The following is a 15337-nucleotide window of genomic DNA, read 5'->3' on the forward strand; positions in this document are numbered from 1 at the left end:
CATCCACGAAAGGAATCGACCATGCCATTCCGCCATTCGATCCGACTGACCTGCCTGGCCATGGGACTGATCCTGCTGGCCGGCTGCGCCAGCCGCACCCCCATGCAAGACGCGCAACGCGATATCGGGCAGTGGGAAGCTCAGCAGGAACGCCTGGCCGAACTGCAGAGCTGGAAACTTCAAGGCAAGGCGGGCCTGCGCACGCCCCAGGATTCCACCAGCGCCAATCTCGACTGGCTGCAGACGCCCTACTACTTCCGCATCCTGCTCAGCGGCCCCTTCGGCAGCGGGCGGAGCGTGCTGGAGGGTCGTGAGGGGCGCGTCTCGCTGACCACCGGCGAAGGGCGAACCGAAGCGGAAAGCCCGAAGGCCCTGATGCAACAGGAACTGGGCTGGTCGTTGCCCGTCTCCGCCCTGACCGACTGGATTCGCGGCCTGCCCGCCGCCGACCGGCCCCACCACATGGAAAAGGACGAGCTGGGCTTCCCGGCCCGCCTCGAGCAGGACGGCTGGCAGATCGTCTACCGCGACTGGACCCATACCGGCGAGCTATGGCTGCCACGGCGGATGAAGCTGACCTATGACGACCTGGACGTCACCCTGGTGGTGACTCGCTGGCAGCCGGAGCCCGACGAAGATGCCTGAGGCCGGGACGCTGACATTGCCAGCACCCGCCAAGCTCAACCGGATGCTGCACATCACCGGCCGCCGCGACGACGGCTACCATGCGCTGCAGACGCTCTTCCAGTTCCTCGACCATGGCGACACCCTGACGCTGGCCCCCCGCGCCGACGGCGAGATTCGACTCGATGCCACCCTGCCGGGCGTGACCTCCGACGACAATCTGATCCTGCGCGCGGCCCGGCGACTCCAGGCCATCACCGGAACACACCACGGCGCCCACATCACGTTGGACAAGCGACTGCCGATGGGTGGAGGACTCGGCGGTGGCAGCAGCGATGCGGCGACCACACTGCTCGGCTTGAACCGACTCTGGAAGCTGGACCTGCCTCTGGCATCCCTGGCCTCGCTCGGCCTCGAGCTCGGCGCCGACGTGCCGGTCTTCGTCAGGGGACATGCCGCCTGGGGCGAAGGCATCGGCGAGCGCCTGACCCCCGTCGCGCTCGACACGCCCTGGTTCGTGGTCGTCCACCCGGGTGTCGGCATCTCCACGGCGAGCGTCTTCGGGGCCCCGGAATTGACACGGGATACCCCCCCGATTACCATGGCGCGCGCACTTCAGGGGGGAGTGGCGAGCTGGCGCAACGACTGCGAACCGACGGTCAGGGCACTGTATCCCGAGGTCGCCTCTGCACTCGACTGGCTTGGCACGCGAGCACCGTCAATGCTGACGGGCACGGGAGCCTGCATTTTCGCCCGGCTGGAACGGGAAGAGGATGCCGACGCGCTACTGGCCGAGATACCGGAGCGCTGGCAGGCCTTCAAGGCGCCAGGCCGTAACCGCTCTCCCCTCCATGATGCCTTGGATCGACGAGCGCCCTGAATGGCGACTCGCGGTTCGGTCCGGTGCGGTAGGTCGCTGGGGTATAGCCAAGTGGTAAGGCAGCGGTTTTTGGTATCGCCATGCGCAGGTTCGAATCCTGCTACCCCAGCCATTTCCAGCCTGGAGCGACACCGATCCGAACACTGAAGACCCAACACTGCAAAGGTGGCTGCGCGTGTCAAAATTGATGGTTTTCGCCGGGAACGCCAATCCCGAGCTCGCCCAGAAGGTCGCCGAGAGCCTGGACAACCGATTGGGCCACGCCACGGTCGGGCAGTTCAGCGACGGCGAGGTCGCGGTCGAGATCAATGAGAACGTGCGCGGCAAGGATGTCTTCATCCTGCAGCCCACCTGCGCGCCGACCAACGACAACCTGATGGAACTGATCCTGATGGTGGACGCCCTGCGCCGCGCCTCCGCCTCGAGGGTCACCGCCGTGGTTCCCTACTTCGGCTATGCCCGTCAGGACCGTCGCGTCCGCTCCGCCCGCGTACCGATTTCCGCCAAGATCGTCGCCGACATGATGGTCAAGGCAGGGGTCGACCGGGTCATGACCATGGATCTGCATGCCGACCAGATCCAGGGCTTTTTCGACGTCCCGGTGGACAACGTCTACGGCTCGCCGATCCTGCTCGACGATATCGAGCGCCAGAACTATGACGATCTGGTGGTGGTCTCGCCCGACGTCGGCGGTGTGGTGCGGGCCCGCGCCATCGCCAAGCAGCTCAATGCCGACCTGGCGATCATCGACAAGCGCCGCCCCCAAGCCAACCAGGCCCAGGTGATGCACATCATCGGCGAGATCGACGACCGCACCTGCGTGGTGGTCGATGACATGATCGATACCGCCGGCACCCTGTGCAAGGCGGGCGAGGCACTCAAGGAGCACGGCGCACGCCGCGTGGTGGCCTACGCCACCCACCCGATCCTGTCCGGCCCCGCCGTCGACAACATTACCGGCTCGGTGCTCGACGAAGTGGTCGTCGCCGATACCATCCCGCTGTCCGACAACGCGCGTCGCAGCGGCCGAATTCGCCAGCTCAGCGTGGCCGGCCTGATCGCTGAAGCGATCCGGCGGGTCAGCAACGAGGAATCCGTCAGCGCCATGTTCCACTGAGGTTTCCCTCGGCGGACCATGGCCTCGGAAAAGCGCCCTTCGGGGCAATCGGAGGCGTCAAGGAACTGGTCGCGGTCCTTGGCGCCCTCCTTATTTCAAGCAAGAGGCAAAACCATGTCCGATTACATCCTCACCGCCAGCGTTCGCCACGACCTGGGGAAAGGTGCGAGCCGCCGCCTGCGTCGTGCGAACGAACAAGTGCCGGCCATCATCTATGGTGGCGAGCAGGCACCGCAGGCAATCGCCGTCGACAAGACCCGCTTCTACAAGGCAATCGAGGAAGAAGCTTTCTTCTCCTCCGTGATCACCCTGGAAGTGGAAGGCAAGGCCCAGCAAGTGGTCGTGCGTGACCTCCAGCGTCACCCCTACAAGCCGCTGGTGACCCACGCCGACTTCATGCGTATCGATGCCACTCACGAGATCACCATGCGCGTGCCGCTGCACGTGGTGAACGAGGAGAGCTGCAAGGGCATCAAGGACGAGGGCGGCGAGCTTCACGTCCTCTCCAACGAAGTCGAGATCAGCTGCCTGCCGAAGGATCTGCCCGACTATCTGGAGATCGATATCGCCGAGGTCAGCCTGGGCACCACGCTGCACCTGTCCGACCTGAACCTGCCGGCCGGCGTGACACTGGTCGCACTGACCCACGGCGAGGACCATGACAACGCCGTGCTGAGCGTCACCCAAGCCAAGGTTCGTGGCGACGACAGCGATGCCGAAGACGGCGACGCCGCCGAGGGCGAAGAAGGCGAAGGCAGCGCCGAGTAATCCGGAGCCGCCAGGGCCGCGCGAATCGGCGCGGCCCTTTCGTCACGATCAAGCGCTCCGGCGCTTGATTTTTTTTGTGGCCTGCCATCCTGGCAGCCATCCCTCCGGATCGCCGCAGGCACAACCTCGAAAATCGTTCCAGACGATGCTTTGGAGACAGAGAAGATGACCCAGGTCAAAGCCATCATCGGGCTGGCCAACCCCGGCGCCGAGTACGAAGCCACCCGCCACAATGCCGGTGCCTGGCTGGTCGACGCCCTGGTTCGCGACGCCGGCGACACCCTGCGTCCGGAGAAGAAATTTCTCGGGCGTTACGCGCGTATCCGCCTGGATGGCCAGGATCTGCACCTGCTCGAGCCCACCACCTTCATGAACCGCAGCGGTGGTGCCGTCGCCGCCCTGGCCCAGTTCTTCAAGCTGGCGCCCGGTGAACTGTTGATCGCCCACGATGAGCTGGACCTCGCGCCCGGCACGGCCCGCTACAAGACCGGAGGCGGGCATGGCGGCCATAACGGCTTGCGCGACATCGTCCGGGCATTGGGCAACGACAACACCTTCCATCGACTGCGACTGGGCATCGGTCATCCCGGCGACGCCCGCCAGGTCACCCACTACGTCCTGGGGCGCCCCGGCAAGGCCGAGCGCACCGCCATCGACGACGCTATCAACGAGTGCCTGATCACCTTGCCCCAGGCGATCGCCGGCGACTGGACGAAGGCGATGCAACGGCTGCACAGCTTCAAGGCATAAGACGGCAGAACGCGGCGGCGCCGCTTGAAGAAGGATGAAAGGCACTCCGTGGCGGGATAGAGGTCCACCGGTAGTCTCTTCTCTCTTCCGACTTCCCCTTCTGGCTCGCGCCGAAGGCGTCCCGTAGAATACCGGCCAATCATCCTTTTCGAACTCTCATTCCAGGATCAGCCCATGGGTTTCAACTGCGGTATCGTCGGCCTGCCCAACGTCGGCAAGTCGACCCTCTTCAACGCCCTGACCAAATCGGGTATCGACGCCGAGAATTTCCCGTTCTGCACCATCGAGCCCAACGTCGGCATCGTGCCGATGCCGGACCCGCGGCTCGACAAGCTGGCGAGCATGGTGAAGCCCGAGAAGGTGATCCCCACCACCATGGAGTTCGTCGACATCGCCGGCCTGGTGGCAGGCGCCTCCAAGGGCGAAGGGCTCGGCAACCAGTTCCTGGCCAATATCCGCGAGACCCAGGCCATCGCCCATGTCGTGCGCTGCTTCGACAACGACAACGTCATCCACGTGGCCAACCAGGTCGATCCGCGGGCCGATATCGAGACGATCAACCTCGAGCTGGCCCTGGCCGACCTGGACACCGTCGAACGCGCCATCCAGCGCCTGGCTCGTGTCGTCAAGGGCGGCGACAAGGAGGCCATCGCCACCAAGGCCATCCTCGATCGCATCCAGCCCCATCTCGCCGAGGGCCAGCCGTTGCGCAGCTTCGGCCTGGATGACGACGAGAAGCGTCAGCTCAAGAGCTTCGGCCTGCTGACGCTCAAGCCCACCATGTACATCGCCAACGTCAACGAAGACGGCTTCGAGAACAATCCCTATCTCGACACCGTCAACGAGATCGCCGCCGAGGAAGGCGCCGTGGTGGTACCGGTATGCAACCAGATCGAGGCCGAGATCGCCGAGCTCGATGACGAGGAGCGCGCCATGTTCCTCGACGAGATGGGCATGGAAGAGCCAGGGCTGGACCGCGTGATTCGCGCCGGCTATGCCCTGCTCGGCCTGCAGACCTACTTCACCGCCGGCGTGAAGGAAGTCCGGGCCTGGACCGTCAAGGTCGGCGCCACCGCCCCCGAGGCTGCCGGCGTGATCCACACCGACTTCCAGAAAGGCTTCATTCGCGCCGAGGTCGTGGCCTACGACGACTTCGTGGCCCTGGGCGGCGAGCAAGGCGCCAAGGATGCCGGCAAATGGCGCCTCGAGGGCAAGGATTACATCGTCGCCGACGGTGACGTCATCCACTTCCGGTTCAATGTCTGATGCCGTAACGGCTTGACGTGCCGGGGCCTTGCCGGTATGATTCGCCCCCGTTGTCGGCTACGTAGCTCAGCTGGTTAGAGCACATCACTCATAATGATGGGGTCCCCTGTTCGAATCAGGGCGTAGCCACCAGATATCGAAAAGCCCGCCTGGCTCGCCAGGCGGGCTTTTTGGTTTCCGGCCCGGACGATGCCCGGGCCTTCCTTCCAGCACAGCGGCGCAGCCGCGTTCTTGTCTAAAGCGCTTCGCGCTCGAGAAAGGCGGTGAGCACTCGGATCAGGTACTCCACATCCTGCACCCCCGCTGTCTCGCGGATCGAGTGCATGGCCCATTGCGGCACCCCCACGTCCAAGGTCGGTACCCCCAGCTCGGTGGCAGTGATCGGGCCGATGGTACTGCCACATCCCATGTCAGCACGGGTGACGAAGGTCTGCACCGGTACCCCTGCTTGACGGCACAGCTCACGAAACAGCGCCGACGTGGCACTGTTGGTGGCATAACGCTGATTGGCGTTGACCTTGATGACCGGCCCGCCGTTGATCGCCGGCCCATGGGCCGCATCGTGCTTGTCGCGGAAGTTGGGATGCAAGGCGTGGGCGTTGTCGCAGGAAATCAGCCGCGAGGCCTGCACCAGGCGAATGAAGCCCTCTTCGCCGGCCTCGCCCAGCGCCGCGTTGACCCGCCGCAGCACATCCCCCAGGAAAGGCCCCTGGGCACCGCAGGCACTGGCACTGCCGACTTCTTCATGATCGTTGGCGACCAGTACTGCCCCCTGGCGGCCATCGCTTGCCAGCAAGGCCTCGAGGCCGATGAAGCACGACAAGAGGTTGTCGAGACGGGCACTGGCGAGCAGCTCCCCTTCGACCCCGACGCGCGAGGGCGGCTGAACGTCGTAAAGCGCCAGCTCGAAGTCGATCACCTCGACGCCCTCGATTCCATGCTGCTCCGCCAGCCAGTGTCGCAACAACCGATCCAGATCGGCATGCTCGCCGCCTTGCAGGAAGACTGGCGGCATATCGGTCTGGGCGTTCATCGCCTTCCCATTGTTGGCCTCGCGATCGAGGTGTATCGCCAGGCTCGGGATGATCGCCAGCGGCCGGTCGACATCGAGCAGCAGACCTTCGAGCCGACCATCGGCATGGCGCACGTGTACGCGTCCTGCCAGGCCCAGGTCGCGATCGAACCAGGGCGCCAGCAAGGCGCCGCCATAGACCTCGACACCCAACTGCAACCAGCCGGCCGACGTCTGAGGCGCATGCGGCTTGAGACGCAATCCCGGGCTATCGGTGTGAGCGCCGATCATGCGCAAGGCATCGAGCGGCTCTGACGGCAACTGCAGCGCGATGATAGAGGAATCGTTGCGCGTCACGTAGACACGCTCGCCGGGTGACAGACGCCAGGCCTCGGTCTCCTCGAGGCGACGAAAGCCCTCGGCCTCCAATCGCTCGGCCATGTTGGCGGTGGCGTGCCACGGAGTCGGAGAGCGACGCAGAAAGTCGAGCAAGCGCTCGAGTCGGGCATCCTGGGGCATGGGGTCCTCTCGTGATGAAATGTACAAGGGGTCTTGGCATGTCGCCGGAACTGCTACAATGCTCGCTCGGTCTTGCAACTCGAGCGCCGAATCACAGTCTGGACAGATACAAGAGTGTACATGAATCAGGGAGTGCTTCATTGATGAGCCTGTTTGCTACCCTGGGGCGCACGGCGGCCCTGGCCATGCTGCTGGTTGCCGGCCCGGCACTGGCCGATCTCGCCCCCAGCGACGCCCAGCGTCAAACGGCCGAGGAAATCGCCGACTCCCTGCTACACGGCCATTACTCGGATATCGACCTCGACGATGACTGGTCGAAGCGCGCCTTCCAGCACTACCTGGACGTGCTCGATGGCCAGCGCGCCTATCTGCTGCGCAGCGACATCGACGACTTCCAGGATCTGAGCACCCGGCTCGATGAGGCCGTCCTCGACGGTGAACTGGCACGCCCCTTTGCTCTTTACGAGCGTTACCAGACACGCGTCGAGGATCGTCTCGAATGGCTGCTGGCCCGCCTCGACGAGGGACTCGACTTCACCTTCGATGGCGACCAGCGGATGATCCTGGATCGGTCCGACATGCCTTGGCCCACCGACGAGGCACAGCTCGATGCCTTGTGGACCAAACGTCTCAAGAACGCCGCCCTGGAGCTGGCAATCAACCGACAGGACGCCGAGGAACGGAAAGCGAATGCCGAGGAAAACGAGGACTCGGCCTCCACCGAGGCGGACTCCTCGTCATCACGCGACGACGATACCGTCGACGAGAAGGAAAAGACCATCGAGGAGACCCTTCGCGAGCGCTACGAAGGGCAACTCAACCGGATACGCCAGATCAACGCCGAGGATGTCTTCGACCTGTTGATGACGGCGGTGACCGGCACCATCGATCCGCACACCAACTACATGTCACCGCGCGAGAGCGAGGACTTCGATATCCAGATGAAGCTCTCCCTGGAAGGCATCGGCGCCCTGCTCCAGGCGGACGGTGAATACGTCAAGGTCTCCAGCCTGGTGCCCGGCGGCCCGGCCGAGAAGGCCGGCGTGCTCGAACCCGCCGATCGCATCATCGGCGTCGGCCAGGAAGACGAAGAGATCGTCAACGTGGTCGGCATGCGCCTCGACGAGGTGGTCGACATGATTCGCGGTCCCAAGGGCTCGGTGGTGCGCCTCGAGATCGTTCCTGGCCAGGCCATGGACATGACCCGCTCCAAGGTCGTCGAGATCACCCGCGACACCGTCAAGCTGGAAGACCAGGCAGCCCAGAGCGAGGTGGTCGAGATCCAGCGCGACGATGGCAAGCACCGTGTCGGCGTGATCAAGGTACCCGCCTTCTATGTCGATTTCGATGCCTGGCAGGCCGGCGCGGACGACTATCGCAGTACCACGCGGGACGTGGCCAAGGAAATCGAGAAACTACGCAAGGAGAACGTCGAAGGCATCGTCCTCGACCTCCGCAACAACGGCGGCGGCGCCTTGCAGGAAGCCAACTCGATGCTCGGCCTGTTCATCGACCGCGGCCCCACCGTTCAGGTTCGCGATGCCCGTGGTCGCATCAACCTCTATGGCGACACCGACAGTGGCAGCCTTTATGACGGCCCCCTGGTCGTGCTGGTCAACCGCCTCTCGGCCTCAGCCTCGGAAATCTTTGCCGGCGCCATCCAGGACTACGGACGCGGCCTGGTGGTCGGCAGTAACACCTTCGGCAAGGGCACCGTGCAAACGCTCAACGACCTGGATCTCGGCCAGATCAAGCTGACCCGGGCCAAGTTCTACCGCATCTCCGGCGACAGCACCCAGAATCGAGGCGTCGTGCCGGATATCCAGTTCCCCAGTCTGGTGGACCCGGAAAGCATCGGCGAGAGCAGCCTCGACAACGCACTGGGCTGGGACAGTGTGCGCAAGGTGCAGTACCGCCAGTACGGCGATCCACGCCGTTACCTGGACATCCTGCGCGAGCGTCATCGCCAGCGTGCCGACGATCATCCCAACTTCCATTACCTGGAACGCCGTGCCACCCTCGCCGAGCGGCTCCGCGAGCAACACACCAGCGTCAGCCTCAACCGCGAGCAGCGACGCCAAGAAACCCAGGCCCGCGAGAATGAACAGCTGGCCCTGGAGAACGAACGCCGCGAAGCCCTCGGGCTGGAGCCGTTGGACAACTGGATCGACAGCCGCGGCCAGGATGAGGAAGAGCCACAGCCGCTGGAACGCGCGCCGCTGACGGAGGCGGCCGAAATCCTGCTCGACTTTTCCCGGCTGGAGAGTGGCATACAGTTCGCCGAACACGAGTAAGGCAGCGCACCACTCCATGACAAGACGCCGGGCATTGCCCGGCGTCTTGCTTTCATCCTGGACTCGCCCTCCCCTCCACGTTCTAGCTACACGTACTGGGCTGCCTGGCCAACTCGCCCCGCCCCGCGCCACCAGAAAAAGCCCGCCTGAAAAGGCGGGCAATGCAGAAGCACACTTGAATCAAGGGGCCATTCGTTGCCGTGGCTCAGGCGACCCGGGACTCCCTCGTCATGTCCTGAATCCCCAGGCGCTGGCGCAGGTAGGAGGGAATCAAGCGGCGCGACGAGATACGATGACGGGGCATCTCGACGATCCGTTGCTCAAGGCCATAGAGCGCCACGTATTCATCGTAGTTGTCGAAGGCCTGACGATCGACATAGTCGATGTAGGTCTCGGCTTCGGTGCCGTTGGCGATGATCACCTCATGAGTCTCCGTCTCGATGTGGTAGTAAGTGATCGCCTCGGGCATTTCTCCCCATGGCAGATAGTCGATGGTGTCGTGGTTGACCAGCGCGCCGGCATTGATCACCAGGCCATCGATGATGACGCCGTGGTTGGCGGTGAGGACGAGATCCCGGTTGGGTTGGCCATCCGCCAGGGCGCCTTCCTTGATCCGCACGGGGGCATAACCGGCCGAGAAGAGGCGATGAACGGACTGGCGACCGATCCACTTCACCGGCACCGCCTCGCCGCTGGCAGTCCTTACCAGATCGCCGATCGATAGCGTCTCCACAGGCACTTCGCCATCGGGCGTGGCGATCATGGTGCCCGCCGCGAAGCAGTTATGCGTATAGGTACCGCCGGAGAGGTAGGTATCCTGGTTGGCCTTGAATTCCTCGAACTCCGCCTGCGTCATCTCGATGCTGGCGTTTACCTGCGTAGTTACAAGGCCATCCCCTTGCGTGATATGCAGGGAACCATTCTGGTAGGCATCATCGGCCGTCGCCCCGTCCAGACTCCAGTCTCCACTGCCGATATTTAGCTCATCCCCCGCCTGTATGTTATTGACGTCAAAGCTGATGCTGTCCAGTACCCCCGCATCCGGTTGATTGAATGTGAAGGAGCCTTCTCCGGCCTCCGCATAATTAACGGTATAGCTGTTCAGGGGATCACTGAGTGCACTCAGAGTAGAGCCATCGAGCGTCGTGTGACTCGCTCCATTGACATTGAAGGTAAAGCTATTGAGTTGGTTAACATCCAGCAGGCCCATATCCAGCGTCAGATCACCACCGTTAGTGGTAGTAAAGGTCGGACTCGAGCCACCATCAATGTTCGCAATCGAAGTGATCGTGACAGTAACGCCGTCGACGATCAGCTCCCCACTGCCTAATGCACTAATTTCAGCAGTGTTCTCTTGGTCCGCATTTTCCTCCGAGATGGTATGTGTCTCATCATCCCCAATCGAAATGTCCAACAGTTCAGCCATAGTTCTATACCCCTCCAGAGCAAGTTCTTGTTCACTTCGTTGTCTCACTCTGCGCGCCAGAGGCGGCGTGCCCTTTTCACCCTAGCACATGGCTGAGAATCTGCAGCAAGAAGGCCATTGCGTGTCTCAACGCCGTGAAGAGGTCATTTCGGAAAATGAGGCTAGTTTTAAACCGACTAACCATTAACCTCAATACCGTTAACCATTGACGCTAATGGTGCACATTTCCCCTTCACTTCACGGCTGAATATTAGAAATGCACGGTCGATTCCAGCCACAGCACCTTCGAACATCATGCATATTTCAGAAAAACCGTATATTCGAATCAGGTTTTCGATACCCAACGACCGATACCTGACGAGATATCGATGATGGACCGCGCGAATCGGCAGGAGTCGACCGCCACCGCGTAGCGCTGCAAGGCCAGCGCTGAATGATATGAGTTGATGCTTAATCAATTTTCCTACAATTCGTGTAGGAAATCGCTTACACGCACAAGGCTGATTACCCCTTACCCTAGGCAGACGTTTTGGTAGCCATGCTGTCCACGCATGAAAAAAGCCTGGCGCGGACGCCAGGCAATATCAGGGGTGTCATGGAGGATGGATCCATGACGAACAAAATGTTACCGAAACAATACAATGCGAGTAAAATGACAGAAATATGACATGCTCGCCCTGAGGATGACCTGAAAAGGGCTGCCTGACACACGGGCGGTCCCGCCTTTATCGCATCCTCGCGTACTTCGCACTATCGCCCAGCCTTCCACTCAACCTATAGCGTCACTGCCCATTGTGGGCAACGCATCGAGCATCCTGTGCCCGCTTCGATACGCAAGCTCCGCACCGTAAGGTTAGCCCCTGCCGTTGCAGGCGCCGCTATGGCACGGTGAACGCCAGACCGGTCCGGAGGCCAGGTTCTCTCAACAGAAGATGATGCGTATCGGGCCATCAACAGCAAGCGCGACGATGTGCTTGTCACCGATCGTGATGGCCATCCGGTCACCGCTGTGGAAGTTCAGGAGATCGGGTACAACTTGAGCAAAGACCCCGGGCTACGCGACGGAATCAAGAGGACTGCCTGGGAGAAGGCGGGTATTCACTACATAGAGGTCCATTCACCGCTGGATCGTCAGGCCTTGTCGACGCATCTGCTCAACCGGCGGCAGTCGCGCGTCAGCACATCCAAGGATTCCGTCTCGAACAACGCCAATTCGTTCGAAGCCTCCAATGCCCCAGTAAAGTTCACTTATCCTTGAATTTTCACTCTGAATATCGTGGTTCATTTCGAGCCATTAACCAGGGCACTTTGCCGCGAACAGGCTGAGTGAGGCCACCGCGTGTTACCGGGAATTACATAGACCTAACACATCGTGACGGTTAGCGCGGAGAAATTCTCTAGACTCAAGGGATAGCGGATCGCCATCCGCGAGTTTACTGGAATACGCTAATGGAGGGGACAATGACCGATTCAACCATTCGCACACTCAACGCAGCAGAACTGGACGCCGTGTCAGGTGGCCTTACCGATGCGCTGCCCGGCGGCACCGACCTGATTGGCAGCCTGCCCATCGCTGGCCTGATCGGCGGTATACTGGACACGGTCACGAGCACCCTGCTGGGAGCCGTGCCCGGCGACCTGCCAGTGTCCGGCGTCAACGACACCCCCGATATTTCATGATCTCTCCCCTCCGCCACTGACCTGGGCGGGGGCAAGGCGCCGAGCCCGACGAAATACTCGTCGGGCATTTTTTTCATGCATGTCGACCTGTCCGGCCTTCGAATGCGGCATCATCACCCTATAACTTGCGAGCCCTATCTGCCTGAATGACCTGGTTGTGCAGTACCAGGTAGATGCTCAAGGGCATCGCCAGGGTCTCGCCAAGGCCACAGGGTCGTCCACCTCAATGGGAAAGCCATAGCACTCGTTCCCGCCCGGAGCTTCGTGAAGCTGCACAGTCACGCTATATCGTCCTGTGACGCCTTAGAAGCGTTTCGAGCCTTTCTCGCACCGCACAGCTGTGGTGGCGATTGATCTGGTGTGCTTGGCCACGAGACACCTTTTCTGTTGCGTACACCCTTCGTCTCTCATGACGCAACGCGACAGGGATGTTCACGATGCCTACGCTCGACAACATCTCACTTGCGAACCTATAACGGAGCACGTCTCCAACAAGCGGCCAGGCCCAACACACAACGCTGATACGAAGTGTCTATCGACGTTCGTGCCAAGACTTGAGGACAGGTAGAAAAGATGGCTCCCCGAGCAGGACTCGAACCTGCGACCCAGTGATTAACAGTCACTTGCTCTACCAACTGAGCTATCGGGGAATGACGATGTATGCACCCGGAAACGGGCAACAGGCAGGAAAGGTGGCTCCCCGAGCAGGACTCGAACCTGCGACCCAATGATTAACAGTCATTTGCTCTACCAACTGAGCTATCGGGGAATGACCTTCAGCACGTCCGATAGATCGGCGTGGCATTCGAACCTTGATGAAACAAGGTGTTGGCTCCCCGAGCAGGACTCGAACCTGCGACCCAATGATTAACAGTCATTTGCTCTACCAACTGAGCTATCGGGGAACGACCTCGAACACGGGGCGTAGTATACGGATCGGCTCGGCAACGTCAAGTCGCTCCGACGATATCCGCCCCAGCGTGGTCCCAATGCAAGACGCCCGCTCGGCATGACCGAACGGGCGTCTTCTCGATATCCCTGGTGGCTACGCCCTGACTCGAACAGGGGACCCCATCATTATGAGTGATGTGCTCTAACCAACTGAGCTACGTAGCCATTTTCACGCCGCGGGCACATGCCTCGACGACGGGGGAGGATTATGCACGGCGGCTTGCGCCAAGGCAAGTCCGACCAACCCCCGAACAGGGACTATTCGAGCGCGGCTTACTCCTCGATGGACAGCGCCGCTTTCACCGCCGGCAGCGCCGGTTCGCCGGCCTGGGTCGTCACGCCCTCGAGCCAGCCATCAAGCACCTGAGGATGAGCCCTGAGATACTCCGCCGCCGCCTGACGAGGATCGGCACCCTCCTCCATGATGGCCCCCATCAGCTGGTTCTCCATCTCCAGGGTGAAGCTCAGGTTGTCCAGCAGATTGCCGACATTGGGGCATTCCTCGGCATAGCCGGCCCGGGTGTTGGTATACACCGTGGCGCCGCCCAGGTTCGGGCCGAAATAGTCATCGGCACCCTCGAGGTAGGCCATGTCGAAATTGGTGTTCATCGGGTGCGGCTCCCACCCCAGAAAGACCATCCACTTCTCGTCGGGAACCCGCGCCTTCAACTCGGCCAGCATGCCGGCCTCGCTGGAATCGACCAGTTGCCAGTCCCCCAGGCCGAAGGCATCGTCGTCGATCATCTGCTGGATCATCTCGTTGCCGTCGTTGCCGGCTTCGATGCCATGCAGCTGATGAGAGAAACGCTCGGCATGCTCGTCCAGGTCGGCCACCGAGGTCACGCCGGCGTCATGAACATACTGCGGCACCGCCAGCGTGTACTTGGCTCCCTCCAGATTGGCCCCCAGGCGTTCCACTTCGCCGCGCTCCACATACGGATCGCTGATCGAGGCCATGGACGGCATCCAGTTGCCGAGGAAGACATCGAAATCGCCGTTTTTCATGCCCGAATAGGCGATGGGCACCGAGACAGTGTCGATGCGGGTCTCATAGCCCATGGCCTCGAGCACTTCGGTGGTCAGCGCTGTGGTGGCGGTGATGTCCGTCCAGCCCACTTCGGCGAAACGCACCGGCTGGCAACTGTCGTCGGCGGCCATCACCGGCGAGGCGGAAACCGCGAGCGCGGCGGTTGCCAATCCCATGGTCATCTTGTTCATTGATCGCTCTCCCTTGAATTGGAAGGTGGATAGTCGGCGTGAATCTTCCGACAATGGGCACCACGCCCACTGGGGCGTGAGACTGCCCGCCGCCATTTTTATTGATTGAACATTCAATAAAAAAATGGCAGACTGGCTTTATCTTAATCATGCTAGACCGCATGGTTGCAAGATGGACACATGAGAGGAGTCAGCAAGGTGCCCAAGGTCGGAATGGAACCTATCCGTCGCCAACAGCTGATCAAGGCCACCATGGCCGCTATCGACGAGGTTGGCCTGGCCGATGCCACGGTGATGCGCATCGCGCGGCATGCCGGTGTTTCCGCCGGCATCATCAGTCACTATTTTGGCGGCAAGGATGGCCTGATGGAGGCGACGATGCGCCAGATCCTCAACGACCTGGGGGAAGCCGTCTCGGCGCGACGCAACGCCTTGTCGACGACCTCGCCCAGAGCGCACCTCGAAGCGATCATCGATGGCAACTTCGACCGCAGCCAGGTCACCGGCCCCGTGGCCAAGACCTGGCTAGCGTTTTGGGCCAGCAGCATGCACCAACCACAACTGCAGCGCCTGCAGAACGTCAATGACCGCCGCCTGTATGCCAATCTCTGTCACCAGTTTCGTTTCCTGATGCCACGCGAGCAGGCTCGTGATGCCGCCCGTGCCCTGGCCGCGATGATCGATGGTCTCTGGCTGCGCGGCGCCCTGACGCCCGAGGGCCTGGATACCGACCGTGCGCGACGCCTGGCCCGAGAGTATCTCGATCAATTGCTGCAGTCCCACGACGCACGGTCTTCTCGACCTTCACACGAACCTCAACCCGAGTCCTGAC

Annotated in this window: 12 protein-coding genes, 6 tRNA genes and 1 pseudogene; 12 read left to right on the plus strand and 7 right to left on the minus strand. The window is 61.8% G+C overall.

The features are described from left to right. The first annotated feature begins 21 nt into the window (after positions 1-21). From lolB to HSDC_RS14585, 8 genes are all read left to right on the plus strand, one after another. On the plus strand, positions 22-645 hold the full coding sequence (gene lolB / locus HSDC_RS14550) for a lipoprotein insertase outer membrane protein LolB (RefSeq protein ID WP_064700677.1): 624 nt from the start codon (positions 22-24) through the stop codon (positions 643-645). Then, positions 638-1504, plus strand: coding sequence for a 4-(cytidine 5'-diphospho)-2-C-methyl-D-erythritol kinase (gene ispE, locus HSDC_RS14555; protein WP_064700678.1), 867 nt, complete (start codon positions 638-640; stop codon positions 1502-1504). The genes lolB and ispE overlap by 8 nt, the downstream gene beginning before the upstream one ends. A gap of 37 nt (positions 1505-1541) precedes the next feature. Then, positions 1542-1616: transfer RNA gene (locus tag HSDC_RS14560), tRNA-Gln, on the plus strand. Between the two features lie 63 nt (positions 1617-1679). Then, positions 1680-2621 (plus strand): ribose-phosphate pyrophosphokinase, encoded by a 942-nt coding sequence (locus tag HSDC_RS14565; protein ID WP_170825761.1) that lies wholly within the window; start codon positions 1680-1682, stop codon positions 2619-2621. A 114-nt stretch (positions 2622-2735) separates the two neighbouring features. Next, positions 2736-3389 carry a 50S ribosomal protein L25/general stress protein Ctc gene (locus tag HSDC_RS14570; protein WP_064700680.1) on the plus strand — a complete coding sequence of 218 codons (654 nt, stop codon included), beginning with the start codon at positions 2736-2738 and terminating at the stop codon, positions 3387-3389. 165 nt (positions 3390-3554) lie between these two features. Beyond that, positions 3555-4139: an aminoacyl-tRNA hydrolase gene (pth, locus tag HSDC_RS14575; RefSeq protein WP_064700681.1), complete on the plus strand. Its 585-nt coding sequence runs from the start codon at positions 3555-3557 to the stop codon at positions 4137-4139. A 174-nt stretch (positions 4140-4313) separates the two neighbouring features. Continuing rightward, positions 4314-5405 (plus strand): redox-regulated ATPase YchF, encoded by a 1092-nt coding sequence (gene ychF / locus HSDC_RS14580; protein WP_064700682.1) that lies wholly within the window; start codon positions 4314-4316, stop codon positions 5403-5405. A gap of 55 nt (positions 5406-5460) precedes the next feature. Next, positions 5461-5537: transfer RNA gene (locus HSDC_RS14585), tRNA-Met, on the plus strand. 103 nt (positions 5538-5640) lie between these two features. Here HSDC_RS14585 and HSDC_RS14590 read toward each other — a convergent pair. Then, positions 5641-6936 carry a M18 family aminopeptidase gene (locus tag HSDC_RS14590; RefSeq protein ID WP_064700683.1) on the minus strand — a complete coding sequence of 432 codons (1296 nt, stop codon included), beginning with the start codon at positions 6934-6936 and terminating at the stop codon, positions 5641-5643. Positions 6937-7079: 143 nt separating this feature from the next. On the opposite strand from HSDC_RS14590, the gene HSDC_RS14595 reads away from it, so the two are divergent. Then, positions 7080-9230 carry a carboxy terminal-processing peptidase gene (locus tag HSDC_RS14595; protein ID WP_064700684.1) on the plus strand — a complete coding sequence of 717 codons (2151 nt, stop codon included), beginning with the start codon at positions 7080-7082 and terminating at the stop codon, positions 9228-9230. A gap of 205 nt (positions 9231-9435) precedes the next feature. On the opposite strand, the gene HSDC_RS14600 is transcribed toward HSDC_RS14595, so the two are convergent. Beyond that, positions 9436-10656, minus strand: coding sequence for a Hint domain-containing protein (locus HSDC_RS14600; RefSeq protein ID WP_064700685.1), 1221 nt, complete (start codon positions 10654-10656; stop codon positions 9436-9438). Positions 10657-11593: 937 nt separating this feature from the next. Between HSDC_RS14600 and HSDC_RS14605 the strand changes: the two are divergent. Beyond that, positions 11594-11914: pseudogene (locus HSDC_RS14605) on the plus strand (DUF2726 domain-containing protein); the annotation flags it as partial. Positions 11915-12117: 203 nt separating this feature from the next. After that, positions 12118-12336 carry a hypothetical protein gene (locus HSDC_RS14610; RefSeq protein ID WP_064700687.1) on the plus strand — a complete coding sequence of 73 codons (219 nt, stop codon included), beginning with the start codon at positions 12118-12120 and terminating at the stop codon, positions 12334-12336. Between the two features lie 574 nt (positions 12337-12910). Here HSDC_RS14610 and HSDC_RS14615 read toward each other — a convergent pair. The 5 genes from HSDC_RS14615 to HSDC_RS14635 all read right to left on the minus strand — a co-directional run bounded on the left by HSDC_RS14615 (position 12911) and on the right by HSDC_RS14635 (position 14505). Continuing rightward, positions 12911-12986, minus strand: a tRNA-Asn gene (locus HSDC_RS14615). A gap of 43 nt (positions 12987-13029) precedes the next feature. Continuing rightward, positions 13030-13105 (minus strand) — tRNA-Asn (locus HSDC_RS14620). Positions 13106-13165: 60 nt separating this feature from the next. Further along, positions 13166-13241 (minus strand) — tRNA-Asn (locus tag HSDC_RS14625). Positions 13242-13375: 134 nt separating this feature from the next. Beyond that, positions 13376-13452, minus strand: a tRNA-Met gene (locus tag HSDC_RS14630). A gap of 108 nt (positions 13453-13560) precedes the next feature. After that, a complete protein-coding gene (locus HSDC_RS14635; protein ID WP_064700688.1) occupies positions 13561-14505 on the minus strand; it encodes a choline ABC transporter substrate-binding protein in 945 nt (314 codons plus the stop codon). Positions 14506-14685: 180 nt separating this feature from the next. On the opposite strand from HSDC_RS14635, the gene betI reads away from it, so the two are divergent. Next, on the plus strand, positions 14686-15336 hold the full coding sequence (gene betI / locus HSDC_RS14640) for a transcriptional regulator BetI (RefSeq protein WP_425292860.1): 651 nt from the start codon (positions 14686-14688) through the stop codon (positions 15334-15336). Position 15337: the final 1 nt, after the last annotated feature.

Source organism: Halomonas caseinilytica (assembly GCF_001662285.1).
In the GTDB taxonomy this organism is placed as follows: domain Bacteria; phylum Pseudomonadota; class Gammaproteobacteria; order Pseudomonadales; family Halomonadaceae; genus Halomonas; species Halomonas caseinilytica.